The sequence below is a fragment of the Serratia sp. PL7 genome (genome assembly GCF_945957435.1).
Map to the genome: position 1 here is coordinate 94,911 of NZ_CAMFLB010000026.1, position 26,057 is coordinate 120,967.

Genomic DNA, 26,057 nt, shown 5'->3' on the forward strand with positions numbered 1-26,057 from the left:
CGCTATAATAAACAGCCTATGCGCTTGGGGACAGCGCTATCCAAGCACAACCCGGTAAGTCTCTGGCAATGTTTTGACGATACAGTTGTCGGCACCGCCACGATCGACCGTGAAAAAGTCGGTGATCGCACCGTAGGCAAACAGCGGGTGGTGCCAAACGTTGCGGTGGTAATTCACCCCTTGCTTACCGTTGGTGATAAAGGCGCGCAAAGTATGTAACGGAATTTCGTCCCCTTCCCCGGCTTCAGCAACAATCACCACGAAGCGTTCCCCCTTCATAGGCATAAAAGCCTGTGAAGACAAAGGATGTTTCTCCAACACTGAGAATTCCAACGGAAGATCGCAAGGCTCAGATCGGTTGATGCTGACCAGCACCCGATGATCGTCGGCCACTTCTACTTTGGCAAGATCGTGATATCGCTCTGTTTTTCCACCATTAATATGGAAAAAGGGTGCCCCCTCGATCTGCAATACATTCCCATAGGGTGCAAAAGCTTCAGGTGTTAACTCAACGGCAATCAGGTCCATCAGTTTCTCCAGGATCGTTTCAAAAAGGAACATTACTGAATGGGTTCACTCTAGACAGGTCGCCTTAAATTTAAAAGTTAATATTGGAAAAATTTTCCACAACAAGATCTACTGCACATTTTCTGTGCCACACTAAAAATATCTCATTAAAAATCAAAACATTAAAAAAACACCGCAGCAACACAGTTCGTTAACAGAGTTGTCACTTTCAGCAATATTCAGCAGAGGAAGGGTAATAAAACGTGAGCGCGATCACGGGAAGCGGCTTTATGACTAACCCAAGGCAACTAAGGTAAGTAAATTCTTTTGCAACACTAGGAGAATGATGGCCGCACCGGTTAAGGAATCGATATGCTGGATCACGAAACAATTCGATCGTTTATCAAAGTCGCGGAATGCCAGAGCTTTTCCCGCGCCGCCGAATTACTGCACAAAACCACTGCCACCATCAGTTACCGCATCAAAACGTTGGAAGAAAGCATCGGCACCCAACTGTTTATCCGCACCACCCGCAGCGTCAACCTGACACCTGCAGGTGAATACCTGCTGGAACGTTGCCGCCAATGGCACAACTGGCTCGACTCCATGCCCGATGAGCTACGCCAGATCAATGACGGCGTGGAGCATCAGGTCAATATCGTGATCAACAACCTGCTGTACAACCCGCTAAGCGTCGCCCGGCTGTTGGCCTACCTACAACAGCGTTATCCCTTCACGCAGTTTCATATCTCGCGTCAGGTGTATATGGGAGTATGGGATTCGTTGCTGCACGGGGATTTTCAGCTGGCCATTGGCACCACCGGGTCTGAATCACTGGCTAATGACGTCAGCGTATTGAAATTGGGGGGGATCAGTTGGGCTTTTGTGGTCACGCCAGATCATCCGCTCGCGGCCTGCCAGGACAAGGCACTGCATGAAGATCGGCTGCGTAGCTACCCGGCGATCAACGTGGAAGATACTTCGCGCAACCTGACCAAACGCGTTGCCTGGCTGCTGCCCGGCCAAAAAGAGATCAAGGTGCCAGATCTGCGCAGTAAACTCGAATGCCATTTGCAGGGGCTAGGCGTAGGGTTCTTGCCGAAAAATCTTTGCCAACCCTATCTGGATAGCGGCCAGTTGATCACCCGTGAAGTGGTCAATCAGCGGCAACCGTCACCGCTCTCCCTGGCCTGGCGTAACGACTGTGGTAAAGCCGTGGAAGAAATTGTCACGCTGTTCCAACGGCGCGATGAACGCATCACCGGCTTTGTGCAAAGTATTGATTTACCCGTTTAACACGCGATGTTATCGCTTCTGGGCCGCCACCTGGGCCCGGAGTTTCTTAATCGGCGGTGACGGCTCACGCTTCAGGACGTGCAGGAATTCATACGCCTTGTCATTGGTCGCATACTCTGCCGGCACGCCAAAGTCCTGGATCATCATCCAGCGCTGGAACAACTCCGGATCGGACTCTTTGATAAACCACAGCATTTTGACCGCGGTCGTGGCGATGGCCGGAATTGCGGTTACCGTGCCATTCACCCATTTATTCAGGGTGCTGCGCTGCACCCCCAAGAGTATGCACAGTGCAGGCTGCTCAATGCCTAATCGTTCCAGATAGCTTTTAAACTCTGCTTGATTATCCACCCTGCGATTTCCTCTTACTCTCTACAGACATGCCGCAGTTTAGCACATAAATTCCGTCCCCCACAGCTACGCAAATTCCGACACAGAGTTAATTTAACTCAAATTAAGGAGCTAATAGCTACGTGTAAATGATTTTTGAGATCTGTTCTCAGTAGCTGACAAAAATTGACATTGGTCAACATAATGGTTAAAACGTGATGCTTGTCTAAGAATATTCTGTAGCATCAGTTCGGTAAATCAACAAACCAGGCTAAATATCGCTTTATTTAGTAGCTAATAGCTTCTAAAAAAATGCATAAATAAACGCAGGAACACTCCGGTGTCATCCTGACTAACTCGAAGAACTAAAAATGATAATTAGGACACTGTCTACCGTGGTGATTGCCATCTTGCTGGCTGGCTGCACTTCTACGGCGTCGCGCATGGCTGAATGTGAAGCACAGGGCGTTTCCAAGGATACCTGCTATCTAGCCGAACAAAACCGTCAGACCGCCATTTACGCTGCGGCAGAGAAGCAGGCGTTGGAAAATGCGGCAAAACAGTATGCGCAATCGACGAAGAGCAAGACACTGCAGGCACGCATTGCCGGGATAGACATCAAGATCTCGCCGGATATCAAGCAGGGCTACATTGAGCAAACGGCAGCCGCGTTGACCGAAGAAAACCAGTATGCGCAGGTTTATCAGAAAGGTGTTTACACCGCCATCTGGTACCGGCAGAAACACAAGATTGTGTTGCTGCGTGATGGCCAAATCGTCGGCAGCGCCAAAGGATAGCCCTCTTGAAAAAATCCCAAACCGACAGATTCAAACATTTGCCCGAGATGCAGCAATTCGTTTGTCTTAAAGCGCTTCAACATATCGAGCAGACCGATCTGCAGTCCGGCGTGATCGGCATGGCGGTCAGCGTGTTGCTGACCGACGGCCACACGGTGACGCTGAGCAAATTCGACGCGGATCCTGAAGAAGTCTCCATTATCACTTCATGGCAACGTTAGGCAAACCCGGTTAAAACTGCCCATTCGCGGTGACATGCTGGCGTTTTCTGCAAAAAATGGCCTTATACTGGTGATACATTAGGCATTCCCCCTGTCGCTGGCGTAATATCTAGCAATATGTCTGACAGGAGGTTGTGCCATGTTTACCATTATTCCTATCGTGATCGTTGTCGCGCTGATTATCGTCTTCTCGAGCATCAAAATTGTCCCGCAGGGCTTCCAATGGACGGTAGAGCGCTTCGGCCGTTATACCAAAACGCTGATGCCGGGTTTAAACCTGGTAGTGCCTTTTATGGATCGTATTGGCCGCAAGATCAATATGATGGAGCAGGTGCTGGATATTCCTTCCCAGGAGATTATCTCACGCGATAACGCCAACGTGGCAATCGATGCCGTGTGCTTTATCCAAGTGGTCGATCCGGCTCGTGCCGCCTATGAGGTCAGTAACCTTGAGCAGGCGATCGTTAACCTGACCATGACCAACTTCCGTACCGTGCTTGGTTCCATGGAGCTCGACGAAATGCTGTCACAGCGCGATAGCATCAACAGCCGCCTACTGCATATCGTCGATGAGGCCACCAACCCTTGGGGCGTCAAAATTACCCGTATCGAAATCCGTGATGTGCGTCCACCGGCCGAACTGATTGTGGCGATGAATGCCCAGATGAAGGCCGAACGAACCAAACGTGCCGACATCCTGGAAGCGGAAGGGGTACGTCAAGCCGCGATCCTGCGCGCCGAAGGGGATAAGCAATCACAGATCCTGAAAGCCGAAGGCGAACGCCAGTCGGCGTTCTTGCAGGCAGAAGCGCGTGAACGTGCCGCCGAAGCAGAAGCACGGGCAACCCAGCTGGTATCTGACGCCATCGCCACCGGTAATATCCAGGCGATTAACTACTTCGTAGCCCAGAAATACACCGACGCATTGCAGAAGATTGGTTCTGCCAATAACAGCAAAGTGATCATGATGCCGCTGGATGCCAGCAGCCTGCTGGGCTCTATCGGCGGTATTACCGAATTGCTGAAAGACAGCAAAGGTAAGTAATTATGCTGGAACAGATCGCAGCAAACCCACAATGGTTCTGGATCTCGTTAGGCGGGCTGCTGTTGGCCGCGGAAATGCTCGGTGCCAGCGGCTATCTGCTGTGGAGCGGCGTTTCTGCGGTGATTGTCGGGGTAATTATCTGGCTGATACCGGAGTTGAGTTGGGAGTGGCAGGGTTCCCTGTTTGCCGTGATGACCATTGCAGTAGCCTACCTGTGGTGGTACTGGCTGCGCAAGCGGCCAACGGCAACCAGTAGTTCTCCGGTGCTCAACCAGCGTAACCGCCAGTTGATCGGCACCCGCGCCACACTGACCGAAGCGATGCATAACGGCCATGGCCGCATCAATATCGCCGACAGCAGTTGGCGCGCGCAAGCCAACGAGGATCTGCCGATCGGCACCGAAGTTGAAGTGGTGGCGGTCGAAGGCACCACCTTGGTGATCCGCGCCATTATCCGCTAGCCTTGGCGGCAGCAGCCTGCCAGATTATTAATGATCGGGCAGTCTGCGCCTTCATCTCCAGGGCATTGATCCGCCAGCGCCAGCAGGCGTTGACGCATTTCCCCCAGTTCGCTGATGTGCTTTTCGATATCGGCGACTTTCTGCAGCGTGCGGGCTTTGACATCGGCACTGTGCCGCGCCGGATCGTTGAACAACGCGACCAGTTCACGGCATTCGTCAAGGTTGAACCCCACCTGGCGAGCCTGGCGCAATAACGTCAGTTCTTCAATATGCCTGGCGCTGTAGCTGCGGTAGCCGTTGTCCGTTCGGATCGGGGCGGTCACCAATCCTTTCTCTTCATAAAAACGGATGGCTTTGCTGGTCAAACCGGTTTTTTTGGCAACGTCGCTGATATTCACTTTATCCCCCTTGACCTTACCCTTGCTGGAAGGTTTAAGCTCATTCTTAATGAAAAGAACCTAGGCGGTCAACCGCCATTATTTGCGAGGAAAACCATCATGTCACAAACTACCGTGCTGGCGTTGCAGGGACTCTCCTGTATGAACTGCGCGCAAAAGGTGAAAAAAGCCTTGGAAAGTCGCGCAGATGTCGAACAGGCCAACGTCAACGTTCACTACGCCAAAGTCACCGGCGCAGCCCCGGCTGCCGAGCTGATTGACAGCATCGTTGCCGCCGGCTTCCAGGCAGAAGTCGCCCATCAGGCAGACACCGAGTTACAACTTTCCGGCCTCTCCTGCATGCATTGCGTGGGCAGCACCCGTAAAGCGCTGGAAGCGGTGCCGGGCGTGATCGCCGCCGATGTGACCATTGAGGGCGCCAAAGTCTATGGCGATGCCACTCCAGAGCAGCTCATCGCTGCGGTCGAGGATGCGGGCTATCACGCCAGCCAGGCGGGGGCCAATAGCCACCCAAAAACTGAGCCGCTGACTGAATCTGCCCCAACCTTGCCGGAAACCCAGGCAGCGGCCCCCTCCTCCCTTCCGGCAAGCGAGAGCGACGACAGCATCCAGCTGTTGCTCAACGGTATGACCTGTGCCAGCTGCGTCAATAAAGTGCAGACGGCATTACAGAACGTCCCCGGTGTTGAGTTGGCGCGGGTAAACCTGGCGGAGCGCAGCGCCCTGATCACAGGTAAGGCCACACCGCAGGCGTTGGTCGCAGCAGTAGAAAAAGCCGGTTATGGCGCGGAGATGATCCAGGACGAAACCAAGCGCCGTGAACGCCAACAGCAAACCGCACAGGCTAATATGAAACGCTTTCGCTGGCAGGCCGCATTAGGCTTGGCAGTGGGCGTCCCGTTGATGGCCTGGGGCGTGTTTGGCGGCAGTATGTCGTTGACGCCAGAAACCCAGCGGCCGTGGCTGATCGTCGGCATCATTACCCTGGCGGTGATGGTGTTTGCCGGTGGCCACTTCTACCGCAATGCCTGGCGATCGTTGATGAACGGCAGCGCCACCATGGACACGCTGGTCGCTCTGGGGACCGGTGCTGCCTGGCTGTATTCCATCAGCGTCAACCTATGGCCAGACTTCTTCCCGATGGAGGCACGGCATCTGTATTACGAAGCCAGTGCAATGATCATCGGCCTGATCAACCTTGGTCATGCCATGGAGCAGCGCGCGCGGCAGCGTTCTTCCCAGGCGCTGGAACGGCTACTGGATCTCACTCCGCCAACCGCCAGGCTAGTCACAGAACTGGGTGAGCAAAGTATCCCGCTGGCAGAGGTGCAATTGGGCATGACGTTGCGCCTGACGACTGGCGATCGCATCCCGGTTGACGGCGAAATCGTGCAGGGCGAGGTGTGGATCGATGAAGCCATGCTGACCGGCGAAGCGTTGCCGCAGCAAAAAGGCGTCGGCGATACGGTGCATGCCGGTACGGTGGTAGACGACGGCAGCGTGCTGTTTCGCGCGGCCGCCATTGGCACTCAAACCACGCTGGCACGTATTATAAAGCTGGTGCGCCAGGCGCAAAGCAGCAAACCGGAAATCGGTAAGCTGGCAGACCGCATCTCGGCGGTATTTGTGCCCACCGTGGTCGCTATCGCTCTGTTCAGCGCCGCTATCTGGTACTTCTTTGGCCCACAACCGCAGTTGGTCTACACGCTGGTGATCGCCACCACGGTGCTGATCATCGCCTGCCCTTGCGCTTTGGGGCTGGCAACGCCGATGTCAATTATCTCTGGCGTTGGCCGGGCCGCGGAGTTTGGCGTGCTGGTGCGTGACGCCGATGCGCTGCAACAGGCCAGCAATCTCGATACGCTGGTGTTCGATAAAACCGGTACGCTAACGGAAGGCCAGCCGCGCGTGGTGGAAATCATCACCTTTAACCAGGTGGATGAGCAGCAGGCCTTACGTTGGGCTGCCGCGCTGGAACAAGGGGCTAACCACCCGCTGGCGCGAGCCATCGTCGAACAGGCTAAAGGGCAGACATTGCCTACTGTAGAGCAGTTCCGTACTTTGCGCGGCTCCGGCGTCAGCGGTGAGGTTGAAGGTATGCAGCTGTTGCTGGGTAACGCCAAGCTGTTGCAAGAGAATCAGATCGCGACCGATGAGCTCACGCAGCAGATACAGCAACAGGCTGAACGCGGTATCACGCCGGTGCTGTTGGCTGCCAATGGCAAACCTGCCGCGCTGATCGCTATCCGCGATCCGTTACGCAGTGACAGCGTGAGCGCACTGCAACGCCTGCATCAGCAAGGCTATCAACTGGTGATGTTAACGGGCGATAACCCAGTGACCGCCAATGCGATTGCCAAAGAGGCCGGCATTGACCGCGTGATCGCTGGCGTGTTGCCCGATGGTAAGGCCGAAGCAATCAAGCAGTTGCAGGCACAGGGTCACCGGGTAGCGATGGTCGGTGACGGCATTAATGACGCCCCCGCGCTGGCTCAGGCCGATGTCGGGATCGCCATGGGCGGCGGCAGTGATATCGCCATTGAAACCGCGGCGATCACCCTGATGCGTCACAGCCTGAACGGCGTGGCGGACGCGCTGGCCTTGTCGAAGGCAACGCTGCGTAATATGAAGCAGAACCTGCTCGGGGCATTTATCTACAACGCACTTGGCATTCCTATTGCCGCCGGTGTGCTGTATCCGCTGACAGGTACCCTGCTCAGCCCAGTAGTCGCTGGCGCAGCCATGGCTCTCTCCTCCATTACCGTGGTCAGCAACGCCAACCGATTACTGCGTTTTAAACCCAAGCAGTAACCCTCCACCGGGGCGCAACCCATCGCGCTCCGGCCTTTTGAGATAATTCCCCTGCCCTCGGGCTTTATTGTCAGCCACTTAGCGTTTAGCATGGGGAAAAGCCAGCAGCCATCCTGCACGCTGGTGGAAAGGATCAGGAGCCACGCTGTATGGGTCAACTGTTACGCCGCATTGCTACCTTTCTCGGTATTATTTCCCCGCAGAGCTACACCTACCCGGCCCTGGACATCAGGCTTCCGGGAAATCGCCAACTGCATTTGGTCGGCAGCATTCATATGGGCACCGTCGATATGTCGCCCCTGCCTGCCCGGTTGGCCGCACGCCTGCGCCAGGCTGATGCGCTGATCGTTGAGGCCGATATCACCGGCTCCTCTTCGCCATTTGGCCACGCTGAGCCGCAACTCGAACTTGAACAACGCCTTGGTCATGAAGAATTCCAAAGGTTGCAGGTGCTATGCCAGGAGTTAGGGGCGGATGTTGAGAGCTTCTCTGCCCTTCCTGGCTGGCAGGTTGCGCTGATGATGCAAGCGCGGCAGGCACAGCGGCTGGGTTTACGCACCGAATACGGGATTGATTACCAGCTATTGCAAGCCGCTAAAGTGCAGCAGATGCCAGTGATCGAACTGGAAGGCGCCGAGGAACAGCTGAGCATGTTGGAACAACTGCCAGAAGGCGGTATGGCCCTGCTGCACGATACGTTAGAGCACTGGCACACCAACGCCCGTTTGCTGCAAACCATGGTGAGCTGGTGGCTGGACGCCAAACCGAACGCCATGTTGGAAACGCTGCCCTCCACCTTCAGTGCCGAGTTGTACGATGTATTGATGCACCGCCGCAATCGCCACTGGCAGCAAAAGCTGGAAGCGTTACCGTCGGGCAACTATGTGGTGGCGGTCGGTGCTTTGCATCTGTATGGCGAAGACAATTTACCGGCCATGCTGCAGGCACGATAAAAAAGTGGCCAATATCGCTATTGGCCAGTCAAAGAGGAATTTTTCATATTTTAGTTATACGCATTGTAACCGTGTTAACGATTACAATAGACAGGGTAGCAACCTGACGAACCTATTGGCAACTGCCTTTCATCCTCCTTGGCACAGGTTGCTCATTCGGCTCCATTTTTATCGTTTCGTTGCCACCGATGACAACGTCCCACAGTTTTGGAAAAGAGATTATGACACCCGCAGTGGTTCTGCTTGAAAAACAAAAGGTGGCCTTCACCCTCCACGCGTATCACCACGATAGCGAAGAAACCAACTTTGGCGACGAGGTGGTAAAAAAGCTGGGGCTGAACGCCGAACAGGTCTACAAAACGCTGTTGGTGTCCCTCAATGGCGATGCGAAAAATCTGGCCGTAGCGGTCACGCCGGTCGCGACCCAGTTGGATTTGAAGAAGGTGGCGAAAGCGCTAGGGGCCAAGAAAGCCGAAATGGCCGATCCGACAGTCGCTCAACGTGTGACGGGGTATCTGGTTGGTGGGATCAGCCCACTCGGGCAAAAGAAACGCTTACCCACCGTGATCGACAGCCCAGCGCAACAGTTTGCCACCATTTTCGTTTCCGGTGGCAAACGCGGGTTGGATATTGAATTGACGGCCAGCGATCTGTGCCGCTTGCTGTCCGGCACCTTCGCCGAGATCGCCAAGCGGGACTGAAAAAGTAGGCCGTTAGCTTCCTCTGCAACGGCCTAGGTCACCTTACTTGTAAACGATCTCGCCTTTAGGCTCGTACGCCGCCGCATCCAGCGGTGAGTGCTTCTCGATATACTGCTTGATTACGTGATTCAAAAGGCGATAACTAATTGTTTATGAATTAGTTATCGTCACAAAAATCGGTTAGCATCATCGAAATCTCACAAATTAAAACCACTGAAAAACAACACATTAAAAATAGTTTTGCAGAACGTTTTTTCTTTGGATTATACTGTATGCATATACAGCAATCCCTATAGGGCATCCTATCAATGAAACCTCAAGACGAACTCCAAGGTATGCGGGTGTTAACTGAATTCCAAACTGACCATAGCGCCTATGGCCGGTTTGTATTGCTCCACTCTTCATTCGCAGACACCATGGCTTCCGTCTGTCTGGCTAAGGCCACAGATTTCCCAGACCAGCAGGTGATGATCCGCCTGGATGTCGCCAAAGCCCTTATCAGTGAACTACAGAAACGTGTCGATTACATCGAGGCGGGCATTGAGCATAACGCAATCCATCTTGTAGATTGAGGATAAAACCATGCTGCATGTTGAAGTGACTATCGATAAGAAAAAGAAACTGCCGGAGGGGGCCGCCGATGCGCTGACCACTGAACTGAACAAGCGCCTACAGCGTAAGTTTACTGACGCAGTGGCAACCGTTCGGATGGGTGGCATGGATGGTCTATCAGTAGGTAGGGCGACACCGGCTGACCGTGAAGCGATCGAGGAAATATTGCAGGAGACATGGGAAAGTGCTGAAGATTGGTTCCAGTCAGAATGAACCCGATTAGCAGCACCATCATTGAAGGAGTGCGGATTTACTACCCCACGGTAGCAGAGCCAATGCCAACACCGGATCCGAAACTACCATCCTTTACTGTTCGGCCTGCAGGTGATTGGTATTGGCTCTACACTTACCGAGGCGGGGATTGGGAGCTGGCTTATCGCCAGCCACTGTCTACCCCCTCTGCCGTCATCATTGCGGCTGTACGCTATCATTAAGGCGAGAAATCCTCCCGCTCACGTCGCTTGCAACCACTGAATGAAACTCCAGCATTTGAGAAGTTGAAGATCCGCCTTATCATACAGCTATCAGAATTGGTCACCGGCCGGAAGAGACGTTTGGGTGAAGTCGAACAGAAGTGATAGCCTGGTGAAGCTACCTTAAGGATGGTTTAACTAGAATGAATGAAGAAAGATTTGAAAGAATTAGTTTTGTCATCCCATTTAATGATGAAAACGAACTAATTAAGCCGCAAACAAAATTCTCATTAGATAACTTTCCTGGTGAGATAAAGCTAATGATCCGCATAGGATTTGTTGGTCTGAAGCCATCGCATCAATATAATATGAAAATATTTGTATACCCTAGCCATATGCGCATAAAGGTGGGGGAAACCGTTCAACATCAAAATCCATTTGCAGAGTTAGCTTCACTAAACCTTGACACTAAAGGGACCATACTTGGTAGTTTTTACGTTGACGGCCAAGTAACAATTACATTAGATAATGTTATTGTTCCGGCAAAAGGAATCTATCAAATTCGATGCGAACTAACTGATACAGAAGAATCAGAGCAGAGTATTCATGAGAATTTTAGCTACTATACGGTAGAATGACATGGAAAGCAGCGAAGAGTTAGAACCAAGCATTGTTGCTGGCAAACCAACACGTACCAGGCTTTCACTGGTTGGTAGTGGTGCAGAAGATGCCATCAGTGTAAGCTTTGAAGAGAGTAACTTTGCAAATCAGAGAGAAACTGAAATGTCAGACATTTCAAGAAACGAGCTTCAGGCGCTATTGAAGGCCAATAAGGCAGAAGTTGACGCTGTAGCATCTGCGATGAAAACAGAGATGGCTAACTGGCGGGAGCAAATGCGATCCGATCTACGGGATGTGAAAAATTCGGTTGATCGCCAAACTGACAAAATGGATAGCAACTTCACCGCCCAACAGGTAAAGCTTGACGCATCGATACAAATTCAAACTGCCAAGCTTGAAAAAACCGTTTCTGATACGCGACTAGACATAATCAGATGGGTGCTAGGAGTTCCAGCATTAGCTTTCACCTTATGGAAAATATATGAAGCGCTATCAAGCTAACAAATGAACCCGGCCACCGAGCCGGGTTTTTTGTGCCTGTCGATCGTTACTCCTGCAATGGGCCGGGATTTCTCCCGGCGCTACTATCACTCCTTGGGTTCTTCGATAGCTGCAGGCGTTTCACCTGGCGCCGATTCTTCGCCACCTTCCAGCTCGGTTACCTCTGGGGTGACTTCCGGCACTTCGTCTTCCGGTACCGGCTCATACTCCGGCTCATCACTACCAGGCATCTCGACACGCAGATCTATCCAGCGACCGGCAGGGATGTCGATCGGCTGACCTTCCTTGTATCCAACTTTGACGTTCTGGGCGAACTTCGGCGCGGTAGCGTTGACCCGGTGGAAGGTCTTGATCAGCAGGTCACCGGTTTCATCTACCTCGTAATCCACCCACACCAGCGGCAACTTATTGCGGTCAGTCGGGATTTCGATACCGCCATCCACCCCGCCCCACTCTGCATCAGCATTAAAGCCGAGAGTGCCAGAAATACGATAGACGCCTTCGGAAACTCGCTCAGTTGTCACACCTTGGCTTTCGTCGTTGAGTTCGCACTGGCCATCACCGAACAGTTTGACGATCGGGGAGGCTTTCTTGATAAAGCCGTTGGCGTCTACTGTGGTGTTTGTGGTGTGCCAAATTTTGGCCCATACGGGAGACCAAGCACCAGCAGTTGCACGCACGCGTGTTGCTAGATCAAACCCAGTGCTACCCTGACTCCACGCCAACTGCCACCTCGCGTTGGTATCGTAACCACCTTGAACCCCAGCCCAAGACTGAGTTGCCCCTGGCGTTCCACTAACTCCGACTGCCCAGCGGAAAAACTGATTTGTACGATCAGCGTCTGGATCTGTTGATGGAATGGGATATGAAGTTCCAAGCCCGTAATCACCAGGTTTTAGTGGGGTGGGTAAATTCTTATCCGTCCAGATTTCAAAAGTCGTATTGTTAGCATCCGACGTTGTCGCACCCACAGTGACACTGACACCAGATCGTTCGCCGTCTCCTGCAGCTCCGGCTTGCGTAGCAGACCAAATCGAATATGTATCTTTGGCTTTCATCAACATCGATGCGCCGTACAACTTAAGACCGGACCCTGTTCGATCATTTCTAAAAATCTGGCTACCTGTTGCAGGGTTTTTAGCCCATGCTAGCGTTTCCGCTAATGTAGCATCTACCCTTACCCCACCCAGACCACCAATCCCGTAATCCCCTTTTTGAAGCGTATTTGACAATATTGCAGCGGCAGTATCAGCACTTGCCTTTGAAGCAGCAGCTGATACTGCTGTATCTGCTCGCATCTGATCTACAGTGGCCACAATCGCCGGATTTAGGTCTGTTTCACCAGGAATGGTAAGGAAGTCGTTCAGTGTTCCTGTTGATGAGTTAACCATTACCTGAATGCCGCCTATGCGCTCAGGCTGGCGACCTGCGGCAGTAATCATTACATCATACTGACCAGGCTCAACACTCAGCGTATAGCGGCCTGTGGCGTCAGTAACAGATTGAGAACGTGCCTGAATAACTACAGTTGCAGACGTTTGGACAGCGCGTAACTCGATTACTACACCCACACGCGCATCACCCATTGGGCCTTTTAATACACCGCTGATTACTGCCATATTTTTACTCTCCAATAAAAAACCCGCTACTTGAGCGGGATTGAATTATTATTTAACGGGTGATTTACTGATGACCGCCGGAACCTATGCAGTTTTTACCGGGCTGTGCATCGCCAACCCACAGCTCATGGCAGAACGGAAGTCGCTCATGGTTTGCGGAGCCACATCCAACCAAAGTAAGTGATAATGCTATCAATATATATTTCATTTTATATCCTTATTGCCATCTTCCAGATGAGTTAAATACCATTGCAATCCCATTTGTGCTATACACCGTACCATTCAAGCTATTAGTATTTAAAGTCACCAGCATTCTTGGTTTCGTGTTGGCTGGGATAATTACTGGCGGTGAAAACAAAGTACAGGTTGTAGAACGCGTCCCGCTTGTTGCGCTTGTTGTCATATCAAAACCTTGCTGACCAACAATAACACCATCCCTGTATACTTGAACGTTAAGCCCACCAGAGCCTATACCTATTCTATACAAGCTAACGTTAATCGGGCCGAATATAAAATATCTATCAAACGGCATGGACTCCAGCAACTGCTTGTTGAAAAACACGTAATTTGAGCCATCGACGTAATAATTACCAACAGTAACAGAAACAACATCACCTGTTATCTTATTTGCCCTTACCTCCCCCTCAAAGTAACCATTAGCGCCGCGAATCTCACCAGAGAAGTAACCATTATCAGCGTAAATAGAGCCCTTAAAGGACCCGCTCCACGCTTCAATATGACCACGAACAGTAATACCATTAAAAACCCCATTACCATTCTTATTAATAGACCATCCTGTTTGATAGTCCCAATTATAATTATCTGACTGGATGTACTCGCCAATTTTGGCGTTGGTAATTGTGCCATCTTTGATAAACGCCGAATTTATAAAGGTTTGCCCGCTATCTATTGCAAATGGCGTAGATACAACCCCATTCGTCATGTTCAAGAATGCAAATCTATCAGCGAGCATTAGCACTTGACTCTGCATGCCGGTAGGTGTGTTTTCTACACCAACACCGATCCCCGCAGTGTACATTTTGCCGTCTGCCGTCTTGCCGACTTTTACAGCCCACATATCCTTTAACTGACTGGCATCCTCAATTGGCCCCAGCAACTCTTTACCGAGTTGTGTTTGCGTAATCTGGCCGGTTAGGTAATCAAGTATCTCGTTGGCGTCACTGCTCGATGTGCCTTGCGTCCAAGCTGTCCACGGCCCCGCGTTACCGAGGCGGTCAACAAGACGAGCCTGGAACCAGAACTGAACACCAGCAGCTAGACCGGACATTGTGTGGCTGCGCTGTGGGTAGGCGTAATCGCCCAGGTGCATTTTGCCGCTACCGTTCGATTGGCGGCTATACCAGATCTCCGTCCTCTGTGTGTCCTCCGCACCAGGTGGAAACGCCCAATTAATGATTATCCCCATTACCTGACTGGCAGTAGTAAAGCTGGCCAGCGCTGGCGGTTCCCCTATCTTGCCCTTAAGCGTCATTTCCGGGGCGTTTGCCCACACGCTTGAGATTTCAGCCGGGTTTATCGCCCGGACGCGGGCCTGGTATCGACCGGCATAAATCCCCTGCACTTCAAAGCCCAGAGTTGAAACACGCGGGCCGGGAATCCAGTTGCCGTTATCCCTGCGCCATTCCGTTTCGTACGCAATAGCGCTCTCGGCTCTGTCCCACGTCACATAGAGCGTAGCCACCGCCAGCCCCTGAATCGTCGCAGAGTTCTCCCTGATCCGGACGTTGGCCGGTGGTGCCTGGACGCCTGGCGGAATAACGCTGATCGGGCGGTCTTCGATACGTGCGCCTGTATCGATACGGGCGTACTTATCCGGGTCGTGCTCGATGGCAGTGATATCGAACGAAACACCGTCTTCGTTTTCAGTGATGCCCGTAACACGGAATTGCTGGATAGCAAGGTCAGAGGCATCGACCGCCCAAGCCGACTCTGCCGCTGGCGGCTCGCTGTAAGTGGTCGATACTGTTACTACCTTACCGCTCACGGCGCTGATCGTGCGGGCCTGTGATTTGCCGCTGGGCAGGTTAACGATAAGACGCTCACCAACTTTTGCCGACGAGACGCGATCCAACGTGATGTTACGGCCAGACACTGCACTGATACGGCCGCCGAGTGGCCGCCCTGCCATCGCTTCATCTGCGACGCCGATGATCCAGCCCGGCAGCGGGATATTGCCATCCATCCCGACAGTGAAGGAGATCACTCGGTCTTTGTCGTTGGTCAACAGTAGCCACTTTCCACGTCGGATCGCTTCGGTTTGACGGGTGCAGCCGATAGCCGTTAAATCGGCCTGTTTGACGTTGTAGCGGCGGATTAGATTATTATCGAATACTGGCTCTACAGAGTCTTGATAGCTGTTTGCTGGGTCGCTCCAGCTCACCATTGCCACACTATAGTGTGTCTTCTCGCTGGCGCTGCTATCCGTAAACAACCCATCTTTGACGTTGGCACGGGTGTATATGTAATCGACATCGCGGGGCATGTCAGCAAGCGCATTCATACTATTGTTGGCCCAATACGTCATGCCACGGAAAATGTTTGCGAAGTCGCGCAGTACCGTCCAGGCTTCTTCCTGAGATTGAATGTAGGCATCACAGAGAAAGCGTGGCTCGGTGCCGCTGCCGCCACGACCATCGGGTACCAGCTGATCGCAATACTGCGCGATGGCATATAAATCCCATTTCGTCAGCGCCAGGTTCTCAGCCTTAACCCGGCTGCCGATGCTGTAGCGATCGTTGATCAGCAAATCGTAAAACACCCAGGCAGGGTTATTCGTCCATGCCCATTTAAAGCTGCCGTTCCAGATGCCGGTATAAGTCCGTTTTACAGGGTCGTAGGTCGTGGGGATGCGGATCACAGAGCCTTTCGGCTCGCAGGAAACCTGCGGGATATTCTGGAACTGCTTCGCGTCGAACTGGACGAATAGCAGCGCGGTTTCTGGATATCGGAGTTTCACGTCGATCAGCTCGGTAATCGACTCAATAACCATTTTATCTGCTACCCGGTTACTGGTGCTGTTTGGCGTGATCCTGCGAACCCGCACCTGCCAACCTGTTGAAGCTTTGGGCAAGTTGATTCTGTGGCTGCGCTCGTATTTTGTCGTGGTTTTGCCATCGACCGCAGTTTTCAGCACTTCCCGGTAGGCACCGCCATCAGTGGCAACGTCGAGCGCATACTCGATGCGGTAGCCCACTACATCACCGTTATCCCATTGCTCTTGAAGTTGCTGCCATGAGAAGCGAAGGCGAATGGCTGAAAGTTGGGCGTTGGTCAGCGAACGGACCCACGGGTTTAAGCTGGTAAGTTCGGTACCAACGGTGATCTCATTCTCAACGTCAGGCATGCCGGGGATATAGTCCTGATCCGGAGTACCTGGACGAAACTCCCACTTCACGCCGGGAAAGTTCTCCGAGCCGTCAGGACCGATGATCGGAGTGCCATCGAGAAAAATGTTGGTACCATCCAGACCACCGGCCAGTTCCCCCTCAGCAAGCGCAAGCAGGATTTTGGCATAAGAGGTAGATTGCAGGGAGTCGGGGGATTCGACGGGCGAGTACGCATCACTGCTACCACCTTTGCGACCTTCTATCACAAACATTGTTTTTCTCCAGGCGTAAAAAAACCAGCTCTAGGCTGGTCAGTTCGGGAATGCAGGTTGTTTACTGCTGGTCTTCTGCGAAGATCCCCGCTGAGATGATTGCGCCGCCGATCCGGCGCTTGCCGTAGAGGATCGGGACAGGATTGCCCTGGGCGATTGTGTTCACCGGCCCGCCAAAGGCATAGCTCGGTTTATTGTCCGGGCTTTCACGTCGCGCTAAACCGCCCTGCATGGGTGAGAGCATCTGCACAACACCACCGAGCATCATCGCTGCACCTGACATCATCATGCTAGATGTTAAGGGGCTAGCTGTCCCGCCGGACATCCACGTCATTACGGCCCCAGCTGCAATTAGCACCGCGCCGAGGATGGTCTGAAACACCCCTGCCTTCTTACTGCCAATAATCACCGGGGCAATTCTGATATCATCACTACCGGAAAATTCCAATTCGTCTTTACCGATATTGTTTTTCCCAACAAAAATAGAGAATGTTAGCCCCCTTTCTTTTGCTGTCTGTAAAAATCGTTCAAAGCCTGGAATGGTTACGGACAGAGCCTTGATTGCTTCTTGTGGCGTGGATACAACAAGTTCGTGAACTCGGCCAAATATTGAGCCAAGAACGCCATAGAGTCTAACCATTCGATATTCGCGTGTTGTGACTGTCATATTTTCCCCAATAAAAAACCCTCCAAAGAGGGCTTTTAGCTAATTCTATTTGTAATTATTACTTTCTATAAACCCTTCAATATGGCTCTCTGTAGGATTATCTTTCAATGGTTAACTTCTTTTTATTTTTAGAATTATTTTTGCAAAAATATATGCTGGCAGCACGATAGCGACAAATGAAAGCATCCTATAAAAAATAGAGCAGCCAACCACCTTTGCTATGCCAGGCCCTTCTTTGTAATACCATGTTATAAAAAGAGAACCCATTCTCGACTTTGACAAAACAGAGTCTCTAAACTCTCTTAGTGAATTAACGACATTGTTATTACTATCCCCCATTGTTGCCGTCACAACAAAACAAGCAGATGGCTTTGCTGCGGATGGGTTTGGTATTTGATAGTTAGGATCTAACTCTTTTAGCTTATTCCCATAGGTTAATATCATATCTCTCATAAGCTTTTCGTAATCTTCAGACAAAAAAACTGATTTTGAATTATTATTATCATAGGGATCGCTGTATGCAATACCACTAATATTATCCTCACACACCGTTATTATGTTTCTTATTATTATTTCGTTTGATTCATCATAATTATGAGCTTCTTCATATGCAGATAGGATCTCAGAGCACTGTACAATGTAATTGCTCCACATATCAGGTAGTGCTACGAACTCATTTATGTGTTTTCTACACATGCCATAGCAAGTTGTTACTATCTCATTTATCTGCTCGGCACATTCCTTCTTCAATTTAATATCATCATTTGAAAACCTAATTGCGTTTTCAAATCCAACAAGCATCTCACCAAACCTAAAAGATGCTATAGATGAAAGCCATCCTGCAGCCTGCCCCTTCCCGAACCAAGCAGTAAAATCATTTGGTTGAATTTCAAGTACTTTATTATAATACTCAATTGCCTCATTATGATTTCCAGCCATTGATGCTGATCGGGCTAGTGCCAAATAATTATCAACATTACTTTCAGCCATTTCATTCCCTCGTCTTTTATGCTTACGCATTTAACTGCTTTGGGTTTATCTTGTAAAAACACAATGCCTCTCCATCTCGATCACTTTACTACCACTTGACGATAAGATCACTATCAGTTAACTGGCATTAAAGCGCAGCGTGATAATCGTTCGATCCTGCCAGTATCCACCATGTGGCACGCGCTGGCTGAGCTGGTTATACATATGGTGGATCATCACACCGTCACCAATGTAAACACCAGCATGGTTCGGTTCCTCCGCTCGTATTTGCATAATGATTACGTCACCGATCTGCAGATCGCCGGTAGCCGGTACAAACCCGGCTTCGGCATAGTGCTGCATGTAGAGGTTTTCGCCCCGGTTCCACCATCCGTCTGAACGTTCAAAATTCGGCAGCGTTACACCTCGCTCGAGCTGATACCAATCCCGCACGATCGCATAACAGTCCCAGAAGCCATGAACGAACGGACGACCAAGTAAAGGCTTGATGCCCTCACTTGGGGTGATCATCCTAATATCGCCCTCCGGCCAGCTTGCGATGACCCACGGCAGTTGTGACAGGTCACACTGCGCAATGTCGAGCTGGCTCGGTTGCGTTGTGGCGTCTGGATGACTGTGAGCAATAGCGACGATCTCCCCGGCATCCTCTGCGGCCGCGTAGTCCTCCGGGTGCATGTTGAATTGCTCGGTGGGCTCTGGAGCGGCATTCCTGCAGCGCAGGTATTGCTGGCGGCGGCCATTTTGCACCACTAACCCACAACACTCGGCAGGATATGCCTCTTCAGCATGCGCAAGGATGGCGCTGATAATGTGCTTTCTCATGGCTACCTCTTCAGCAATGCGGAGCCGGGAAAACCGCCGAACGGCAGCGGATTACCTCTTCCCCAGCGCTGTTCGCAGCCGGTGGACAGTAGGCCAGAGCAAACATCTTTCGACGGGTCATCTACCGGGTTTCCATCGATATCAAAATACTTTGTGCCGGTGTACCCGCACGACGCCCCGCGATACTGACCACGGATGCACCATGTACACAGGCTGTGGATTTGCCGCGTGGGGATCATGATGCCTTGCAGGTCAGCGGGCGAAGACAGTGCAAACTGGATGCCGGTATTGCTGCCGCTGATCTTGCGATCGATATACCACACATCAACTTTTTGCTGTGTCGGATCGGCTTCGAGGTTTCCTTCAGGGAAGTTTCTGGCGTCCAGGTAATGCGCGTAAGTGTCGCGGATCGTGACCTTGAACATGGCCAGATTTTGATATGCAAGGCACATCGAACCAACGGTGCCATCGACGTTACCCACTGACAGCGTGGGGCTCGGTGCGGTGCCGTCGCTGGTGACTTCCAGCCCCTCGATCACTACCGGCCACGGCCTGTACTCTCGCCCGCCGAACCAGATAGATTTTGCCGGTAGCTTGGCCGGATCATCACCGGCCTTTTCCAGCTCTGCCGGAGTGAACGGGATCGGGTGGCTGTGAAAATACAACTCAGGCCCGCTAAATTGACTGCCGTCAACTTCGAAAAGGCGGATTTTGCTACCAGGTTCTAACACCTGGTGATCAGCATTGATAGACATGGTTTTACCTATTATGGTCGGAAGGCGGTCTCGAACGTGGCCGCAAGCTGGTACATCTGATCGCCGCGGTCATTCTTGCCCAGGGCGGTAACCTGATACGCTTTGCAAGTGAACAGCCCCAATTCAAAATTAGGCGTCATCCATTTAAAGGACTTATAACCGGCGTGGCGTTTGAAAAAACTCCTGATCTCAAAGGTGCGCTTCCAGTTTCCAACAAATGTTAATGACCAACTTTGGAGTTCAGCATTCAGCCCATCGCCAACCTGCTGTTTATAACCATCGCCAAATTGCACTTCACGTACACGAAAGGAGTGATCGCCGGTCGGATTTACCCTGGCGGCATAGGTGAACGTTTCCAGCGCCATTATCTGCCCCCTCTGATTGCGCTATTGATTGCCCCGCCCTGGCTCAAATCCTTATTGCGCAGTTTGACGTATTCCCTCTGAATAATTGCCGAAAACTCACGCGCAAAGCTCTCGCCATCTCCGCCACCAGACACTGATGTAGAACCGTTTTCGTTAATCGTAACGTAAACATTTCCAGCGGCACCTCCGCCCACGCCCGAGCCGATCGGCTGGCTGGCGGTAAGCGCCCGAACACCCAGCGAACCATCGGCGGCACGGGTTAACGGCATGATCGCTTCCGGCCCCGCTTCCCCCATCAAGCCTGCACCCTTAGCAAAGGCAAAATAGGTAGGGGAGGAAACCACGCTGTTGCTGTAGGCGCTTAGGCTGGGCGAGTCGTAAACCCCGCCTTTGGCGTTTGCCACTGCGCCAGAAATGAAACCACCGATGGAACCCAACATCCCGCCAGCGCCAGACATTGCCCCACCCAACGATTTGAGTCCGTTCACTAGAGCCGCATTGACGAGGATTTTTTCGATAGACTCCAGCACGCTGATAGACCAATCTTTCCATGACGCCTTATTACCGTTGAGCATGTCGGTAATGTTATTGACCATGCCGCCCATGGCGTTTTTGGTTGCGTCAGCAGCCTGACCAGCATAGTCGGAAGCCTCATCAACCCAATCGGCTAGACCGGCGCTAACACCGCCCATCCAATCAGCCTCAGCGGCTTTTGCAGCCTTATACTTCATGTCCAGCGCATCCAGCGCAGCAATCCGGGCAGCAACAGCCGCGCTGCCTTTGTCAGACTTATCGAAAATGCGCTCTACCTGCTGTCGTTCATCAAACTGTTCGCGCTGACGCTGGCCCATACCGCGAGTTTTCTCGCTTGCTGCCGCATCATCACGATATTTCCGGGCTGCATCGGTCAGATCCTTCAGCGCATCTGCCATTTCACGCTGTTTTCTAACGGCCTCGTCGGCTTTTTGCGTCCATGTCGCCAGCTCTACGGCTGATGCCTCGATCGCCTTACGTTGCTCATTCGTCCATTTGGTGCCGCTCTCATGTGAGGCTGCATATAGGTCAGCTGCTTTCTCCCCGTTTTTGGCCCGTTCCTTTTGCACATCGATAGCAATACTCAGATCAGCAATTTTCCTGGTGTACTGTTCTGCTGTCTTTGCGGCCTCATTTTCGGCTTTGTTGTGCAAGTTGGTAGCACTGGCCCCCGCTTTTTTAGCCGCCGCCAACCGCTGGGTTTCGTTATATTCCTTCACCATTGCCTGAGTATACTGAGCGGCATAGGTAGCGTTTTCCGGGCCTGTCTTGCCCATTTTTTGCAGATCAAACTCAGCCTGTTTTGTTACGCGGGCTACTCCATCCAGTCCAGCTAACGCTGCCGCCTGTTGTTTTTGCAGCAAAGCTTGTTGCTCGGAGTCGGTAACAGTAGCTTGAGGGAGCCGCATTGGGCTATTTGCCAGTAACCCATTACGGGTGGCCAATAAATCATTACCCGTAATGAGTAGCCGATTGAAATCCTTGTGCTGCGTACTCATCATCACCAAAGACTGATAAGCAGCGTTTTGCTGCCAAGCCTGCTCACGTATCTGATCAACTCGCTGGCGTTCGATTTCTGCCAATGTCTGCTGTACTTGCCCTGCTCTCCCTTGCATCTGAGTGAGACGTTCTTGCTCAACAGCAAGATCAGCAATTGCCTTTGCTATACCATCAACGAGATCGGCATCATTGATACTTGCGGAGTAGGCCGGATTAGATCTAGCCTGATTCAGCGTTTCTACATCCTGCTGCAGCGCTCTAACTTTCGCTGCCTGCTCATCAATCAGCCTGTTTTGCTCTGCAAGCGCCTTCTGTGCGTTCTTACCTTCATCTGCCGTCTGGGGCAACGACATCGTTTTAACTTTTTCCCTTACCTGGTCTATCTGAGCAGCGTATTCCTGCGCTGACGCCCGCGCCTGCTCCTGCTGCTGGTACATGTAGTACCATGCGCCAGCACCCATCATGACAAGACCAGGTATCCCGCCCACTAGGCCCAGCGCTCCGGACAACAGCCTCGAACCTACGGACGTAACGCTATTCAGCGCCGTTTGTGCTGCCGTTCGCGCGGCAATATTGCGGGTTAATGCCTGCTGGGATGCGGCTAATCGCCTTTCAGCTGCGGCTTGCGCATCCGTTCCCCTTGTTGCCGCCAGTGCCTGCTGAGCGCGATAGACAGCTGCACGCGCTCGAGCAGTCGATACCTTGGTACCTTCGAGTTGTGCGGCAGCTAACGCCACTTCACCTTTTTTAGCCTGTATCAAGCCAACCGACGCAGATCCCAGTGACGTGGTCATATTACCCAGGTATCGGGCAACGCCGATGCCGATCAGGACGCCGGTAACATTACCCACGGTCTCGATATTGTCGGCCAGCATGCCGATCCCGCCAGACATGACCTGCGTTGCACCGTAAGCGTTGTTAGCCTCACCGATGTACTTCTTCCAGTGGTTGGAAAGCTTGGTAATGGCATCACCGACCGTAGTCGGCATATTTTCGGCCAACTCTGCGTTGCGTTTCTGTGCTGCAATGACGGCATCGGAAAAGGTTTGCATGGAGAGCTTGCCTTCGCTGGCAAGTTTTTTAACGGCGGTTTCCGTCATGCCGAGGTGCCGGGCCACATCACCAATGACCGTTGGCATGACCTCCATGACCGTCTGCCACTCACCCCCGCTGACCTTGCCCACCACCATAGATTTAGACAGGGCATTGATAGCCGATGCGCCCTTGTCAGCGCTGGCGGCGTTGATGGTCAGAGCAGAAGAAATGGAGTCGATAAAATTAATGGTGGACTCGGTGCTATACCCCAATTCCTTCATGGCCGTGGCGCTGCGAATATACAGCTCGCCCTGCTCCTCAATGGCTTTATAGGTGCGGTCGCTGATTTCCATCAGTCTGGACTGAACCATGTTGTACTCGTCGCCTGACGTAGTAGCCATTTTGATACGGGACGATAGCTGGCCCCAGTTATCAGCGGTTTCAATCAATGATCCGACAGCAAACGCACCTGCAATAACCCCGGTCATGCCAGCGGCCACCGCTTTAACGGATGCCAGCTCCGCATTTAAAGCCTGCAATGCCTGCTGCTGCTGTCGGGTTACTGCTGCGGCCTTTCTGCCGCCCTGTTCCATGGTTTTGTAGTAATCGGCCCCCATGCGTGACGCGCGAGAAATTTCAGTCTGGAAGGAGCTGGAATTAGCCGAAATTTTAATGATTAGTTCACGCAGCGAAGCCATATTTCACCTATAAAAAAACCCGCTACATGAGCAGGTATCAGTCAGCCAGATTTCCCAAAAACGCCTCGAGTCCTGCTGTGTCTTCCTCATCCGTATTGGCGGGTTCATTCCAGCAGATCAGCATATCTCCAATAGACAGCGGGTCTTTCGTTCGCTGGGCATTGAACGTAGCAGCGGTGATTTGTGCAGCGTGATAATCATTACGCTCATCACCGATCGGGCTTATCCGGTCAAAAGCCATCCACAAACGTAATTCACTGATACTCATAGAGTGGCGCAACTCGCCCAGGGTTTTCCCCAGGCGCAGCGCCAGTTTCATCAGGAATTGGGTGTTTGGCTCTCGGGCTTTTTTTCAGCATCTTCCGGGGAGGTACTCAGGTCTAGCGCCTGCTTTAACAAGCGGGCATGCACTGGCCCGTAAATCCCGGCGACCAACTCCTTATCCTCGGCTTTGAAAACATGCTGACCGTCTTCATCAAGCAATACATCAATGAAAAGCACCACGTCAGCGTCAATATTGCGCCTTGCCTCTTGTGCGGCACTCGGCGGCTTGCCTGCTGCCTCATCTTCACTGGGCTTGATGATTTGCCGCCATTCAACCCACGCCATGCTGGACGGTTCGCGCAACACTACGGCGGCGCCCTCCCACTCTGCGACCGTTACCGATTTTGTGCGAAAGCCCGCTGTTGCTGAAGACGCCAACGCTTTGAGGTTCAATTTTTTTGCTGCCATGGGTTAATGCTCCAGTTAGGCGGTGACGGTCACGACACACGTCGCGGTTTTAGCACCGTCTACGGTCTTGACAGTGATTGTTGAGGTGCCTACTGCTAGGCCAGTGATAACGCCTGCGGCGGTTACCATCACATTTCCGGGCGTAGAAGATGTCCAGGTTACGCCACGGTTAGTGGCTGATGCCGGGGCGATCGTTGGGGTTAACTGCAGGCTGTTGCCAAGTGATACGCTGGCTGTGGTTTTATCCAGGATCACGCCAGTTACCGGAATGTTTACAGCGTAAATCCGTACAGGCTTGCCGATAATCCGTAGCGAGAACGACGCGGATACAACGCCATTAGTTGCGGCACTCCAACTGTTTTGGCGAACCTCAGCAAGATAGGCAAAACCATTACCCGAAGGGAAAACAATCTTGATGGCGCGACGGGTGTCCGTTTCATCCGCCTCCATCAGCGAATCCTGCGCGGTATCGTAGGCACTCCAGTTTTTGTTGATGGTCATTTCTGAAGGGGCTTTCAGACCGTTTACCATTTCCTGCTCGTCTGAGCAGAACGTGGTGATCTCAATATCCGACTTTTGGCCGCCCGTAAAACTCAGTTCCCGCATGCTGCACGATGCAGAAAGCCAGGCTACGCCGGTCGGGTTGGCTTCGCTGGCTTCGGTAGCTGAAACGCTGATCACCGTGCCTTTTGTTTTTTCATGCTTACTTGTCATGTGATTTCTCCAGACATAAAAAAACCCGCCGTAGCGGGTCATGGTCAATGGTATGGGTTACTGCCACACTCGGAATTCGAATGAGGCACGGAAAAGACCGGTATCGGGTTCGTGGCCGCTAAATAGGTGGACTTCGGCGGGTAACAACAAAGTTACTGCTGCCTCGGCCTGTTCGCGAATGGCTTTCGCCTCGTCAATGCTGCTGGCATACACGTCGATCTGCACCATGGAGGCAGTTTCGGCGGTACCGCAGAACACATCACCGCGTTGCTCATCGGGTACCGTGTAGACGATCCACGGCGGCTTTACTGCTGGCTGCCCCTCCGGCGTAAGTTTTACGACATAAGGGTAAGCCTGGCCGCCCACCAGCGGTTTTAACAACGGTTTTAAGTCGGCTTCTGTCATTTTGAAAGCACCTCATCGATCGCCTGGTTTGCCTTTGCGAATACGGCAGAAACAGCGGCTTCCTCCTTTGCGTCGTAGGATGGCCGAACAAACGGTATCGGAGCCATCTTCGACGTTCCAAGCTCAACAAAGCGCCAGTAAAAGGAGTTTTTCGGGTCGCCGGTCTTCATCGAATTATCGCTGTTGCCAGTTCGAGGATTTCGGCCACGGATATGCACTCCGGCTGCCGCCCCACCATCTTTGCCCCGCATGTTCACAGCAACGATATTCCGCTTCAGCTTGCCGGTTTTCTTCGGCGCCCGCGCTCTAACTTCATCACGGAGAACATTCGCCCCCGCCCGCGTAGCCTGACGCAACACTTTCCGACTCTCGGCCTTGCTCAACAGCTCCAACTCTTTCGAGATATCGAGCAGATCGGAGAAATCAAGGCTGCTAT

28 protein-coding genes and 2 pseudogenes are annotated in these 26,057 nt (G+C 52.3%); 12 read left to right on the forward strand and 18 right to left on the reverse strand.

What is annotated here, in order from left to right; translation table 11 throughout:
* Positions 1-36: 36 nt before the first annotated feature.
* Entirely contained in the window at positions 37-528 is a 492-nt protein-coding gene (locus N6G83_RS45350; protein WP_037375311.1) for an ureidoglycolate lyase, read from the reverse strand.
* A gap of 351 nt (positions 529-879) precedes the next feature.
* Between N6G83_RS45350 and allS the strand changes: the two genes are divergently transcribed.
* Positions 880-1,803, forward strand: coding sequence for an HTH-type transcriptional activator AllS (gene allS / locus N6G83_RS45355; RefSeq protein WP_024528424.1), 924 nt, complete (start codon positions 880-882; stop codon positions 1,801-1,803).
* A gap of 9 nt (positions 1,804-1,812) precedes the next feature.
* On the opposite strand, the gene N6G83_RS45360 is transcribed toward allS, so the two are convergent.
* Positions 1,813-2,154, reverse strand: coding sequence for a hypothetical protein (locus tag N6G83_RS45360; protein WP_024528423.1), 342 nt, complete (start codon positions 2,152-2,154; stop codon positions 1,813-1,815).
* A 350-nt stretch (positions 2,155-2,504) separates the two neighbouring features.
* On the opposite strand from N6G83_RS45360, the gene N6G83_RS45365 reads away from it, so the two are divergent.
* The 4 genes from N6G83_RS45365 (at position 2,505) to N6G83_RS45380 (ending at position 4,657) form a co-directional block, all read left to right on the forward strand.
* Positions 2,505-2,930: a hypothetical protein gene (locus N6G83_RS45365; RefSeq protein WP_074032030.1), complete on the forward strand. Its 426-nt coding sequence runs from the start codon at positions 2,505-2,507 to the stop codon at positions 2,928-2,930.
* A 5-nt stretch (positions 2,931-2,935) separates the two neighbouring features.
* The gene (locus tag N6G83_RS45370; RefSeq protein WP_024528421.1) at positions 2,936-3,151 is read left to right on the forward strand and encodes a hypothetical protein; all 216 of its coding nucleotides are present in this window, start codon (positions 2,936-2,938) and stop codon (positions 3,149-3,151) included.
* Between the two features lie 139 nt (positions 3,152-3,290).
* On the forward strand, positions 3,291-4,196 hold the full coding sequence (locus N6G83_RS45375) for an SPFH domain-containing protein (protein WP_024528420.1): 906 nt from the start codon (positions 3,291-3,293) through the stop codon (positions 4,194-4,196).
* Positions 4,197-4,198: 2 nt separating this feature from the next.
* Positions 4,199-4,657, forward strand: a complete 459-nt coding sequence (locus tag N6G83_RS45380) for an NfeD family protein (RefSeq protein WP_024528419.1) — start codon at positions 4,199-4,201, stop codon at positions 4,655-4,657.
* Here N6G83_RS45380 and cueR read toward each other — a convergent pair.
* Positions 4,654-5,055, reverse strand: a complete 402-nt coding sequence (gene cueR, locus N6G83_RS45385) for a Cu(I)-responsive transcriptional regulator (protein ID WP_024528418.1) — start codon at positions 5,053-5,055, stop codon at positions 4,654-4,656. The genes N6G83_RS45380 and cueR overlap by 4 nt on opposite strands.
* A gap of 99 nt (positions 5,056-5,154) precedes the next feature.
* On the opposite strand from cueR, the gene copA reads away from it, so the two are divergent.
* The 3 genes from copA to ybaK all read left to right on the forward strand — a co-directional run bounded on the left by copA (position 5,155) and on the right by ybaK (position 9,520).
* Positions 5,155-7,866, forward strand: coding sequence for a copper-exporting P-type ATPase CopA (copA, locus tag N6G83_RS45390; RefSeq protein ID WP_211134876.1), 2,712 nt, complete (start codon positions 5,155-5,157; stop codon positions 7,864-7,866).
* A gap of 149 nt (positions 7,867-8,015) precedes the next feature.
* Entirely contained in the window at positions 8,016-8,819 is an 804-nt protein-coding gene (locus tag N6G83_RS45395; RefSeq protein ID WP_211134875.1) for a TraB/GumN family protein, read from the forward strand.
* Positions 8,820-9,040: 221 nt separating this feature from the next.
* Complete coding sequence (gene ybaK / locus N6G83_RS45400) at positions 9,041-9,520, forward strand: Cys-tRNA(Pro)/Cys-tRNA(Cys) deacylase YbaK (RefSeq protein WP_211134874.1); 480 nt, start codon at positions 9,041-9,043, stop codon at positions 9,518-9,520.
* 42 nt (positions 9,521-9,562) lie between these two features.
* Here ybaK and N6G83_RS54980 read toward each other — a convergent pair.
* Positions 9,563-9,643 (reverse strand): annotated as a pseudogene (locus N6G83_RS54980) (bifunctional metallophosphatase/5'-nucleotidase); the annotation flags it as partial.
* Between the two features lie 185 nt (positions 9,644-9,828).
* Here N6G83_RS54980 and N6G83_RS45405 point away from each other — a divergent pair.
* From N6G83_RS45405 to N6G83_RS45420, 4 genes are all read left to right on the forward strand, one after another.
* A complete protein-coding gene (locus N6G83_RS45405; protein ID WP_161739607.1) occupies positions 9,829-10,092 on the forward strand; it encodes a hypothetical protein in 264 nt (87 codons plus the stop codon).
* Positions 10,093-10,105: 13 nt separating this feature from the next.
* Positions 10,106-10,345 carry a DinI-like family protein gene (locus N6G83_RS45410; RefSeq protein WP_260524200.1) on the forward strand — a complete coding sequence of 80 codons (240 nt, stop codon included), beginning with the start codon at positions 10,106-10,108 and terminating at the stop codon, positions 10,343-10,345.
* A 403-nt stretch (positions 10,346-10,748) separates the two neighbouring features.
* Entirely contained in the window at positions 10,749-11,183 is a 435-nt protein-coding gene (locus N6G83_RS45415; RefSeq protein WP_260524185.1) for a hypothetical protein, read from the forward strand.
* A 1-nt stretch (position 11,184) separates the two neighbouring features.
* The gene (locus tag N6G83_RS45420; protein ID WP_260524186.1) at positions 11,185-11,667 is read left to right on the forward strand and encodes a hypothetical protein; all 483 of its coding nucleotides are present in this window, start codon (positions 11,185-11,187) and stop codon (positions 11,665-11,667) included.
* Positions 11,668-11,753: 86 nt separating this feature from the next.
* On the opposite strand, the gene N6G83_RS45425 is transcribed toward N6G83_RS45420, so the two are convergent.
* The 14 genes and pseudogenes from N6G83_RS45425 to N6G83_RS45485 form a co-directional block, all read right to left on the reverse strand.
* Positions 11,754-13,286 (reverse strand): prophage tail fiber N-terminal domain-containing protein, encoded by a 1,533-nt coding sequence (locus N6G83_RS45425; protein WP_260524187.1) that lies wholly within the window; start codon positions 13,284-13,286, stop codon positions 11,754-11,756.
* Positions 13,287-13,503: 217 nt separating this feature from the next.
* A complete protein-coding gene (locus tag N6G83_RS45430; protein WP_260524188.1) occupies positions 13,504-16,905 on the reverse strand; it encodes a host specificity protein J in 3,402 nt (1,133 codons plus the stop codon).
* 61 nt (positions 16,906-16,966) lie between these two features.
* Entirely contained in the window at positions 16,967-17,572 is a 606-nt protein-coding gene (locus N6G83_RS45435; RefSeq protein ID WP_260524189.1) for a tail assembly protein, read from the reverse strand.
* A gap of 111 nt (positions 17,573-17,683) precedes the next feature.
* The gene (locus N6G83_RS45440) at positions 17,684-18,562 is read right to left on the reverse strand and encodes a tetratricopeptide repeat protein (protein ID WP_260524190.1); all 879 of its coding nucleotides are present in this window, start codon (positions 18,560-18,562) and stop codon (positions 17,684-17,686) included.
* Positions 18,563-18,679: 117 nt separating this feature from the next.
* Positions 18,680-19,384 carry a C40 family peptidase gene (locus N6G83_RS45445; RefSeq protein ID WP_260524191.1) on the reverse strand — a complete coding sequence of 235 codons (705 nt, stop codon included), beginning with the start codon at positions 19,382-19,384 and terminating at the stop codon, positions 18,680-18,682.
* A gap of 2 nt (positions 19,385-19,386) precedes the next feature.
* A complete protein-coding gene (locus N6G83_RS45450; protein WP_260524192.1) occupies positions 19,387-20,139 on the reverse strand; it encodes a phage minor tail protein L in 753 nt (250 codons plus the stop codon).
* Positions 20,140-20,150: 11 nt separating this feature from the next.
* Complete coding sequence (locus tag N6G83_RS45455) at positions 20,151-20,504, reverse strand: phage tail protein (RefSeq protein WP_260524193.1); 354 nt, start codon at positions 20,502-20,504, stop codon at positions 20,151-20,153.
* On the reverse strand, positions 20,504-23,770 hold the full coding sequence (locus N6G83_RS45460; protein WP_260524194.1) for a phage tail tape measure protein: 3,267 nt from the start codon (positions 23,768-23,770) through the stop codon (positions 20,504-20,506). The genes N6G83_RS45455 and N6G83_RS45460 overlap by 1 nt, the downstream gene beginning before the upstream one ends.
* 37 nt (positions 23,771-23,807) lie before the next feature.
* Positions 23,808-24,089 carry a DUF4035 domain-containing protein gene (locus N6G83_RS45465; RefSeq protein ID WP_260524195.1) on the reverse strand — a complete coding sequence of 94 codons (282 nt, stop codon included), beginning with the start codon at positions 24,087-24,089 and terminating at the stop codon, positions 23,808-23,810.
* The gene (locus tag N6G83_RS45470; RefSeq protein WP_260524196.1) at positions 24,089-24,502 is read right to left on the reverse strand and encodes a phage tail assembly chaperone; all 414 of its coding nucleotides are present in this window, start codon (positions 24,500-24,502) and stop codon (positions 24,089-24,091) included. The genes N6G83_RS45465 and N6G83_RS45470 overlap by 1 nt, the downstream gene beginning before the upstream one ends.
* A gap of 15 nt (positions 24,503-24,517) precedes the next feature.
* Positions 24,518-24,757 (reverse strand): Ig-like domain-containing protein, encoded by a 240-nt coding sequence (locus tag N6G83_RS54855; protein WP_312847419.1) that lies wholly within the window; start codon positions 24,755-24,757, stop codon positions 24,518-24,520.
* A 21-nt stretch (positions 24,758-24,778) separates the two neighbouring features.
* Positions 24,779-25,216, reverse strand: a pseudogene (locus N6G83_RS54860) (phage tail protein); the annotation flags it as partial.
* 57 nt (positions 25,217-25,273) lie between these two features.
* Positions 25,274-25,621, reverse strand: a complete 348-nt coding sequence (locus tag N6G83_RS45480; RefSeq protein ID WP_260524198.1) for a DUF3168 domain-containing protein — start codon at positions 25,619-25,621, stop codon at positions 25,274-25,276.
* Positions 25,618-26,057, reverse strand: a 440-nt coding sequence (locus N6G83_RS45485; protein ID WP_260524199.1) for an HK97-gp10 family putative phage morphogenesis protein, incomplete at its 5' end; no start/stop codon positions are given. The genes N6G83_RS45485 and N6G83_RS45480, both read right to left, overlap by 4 nt.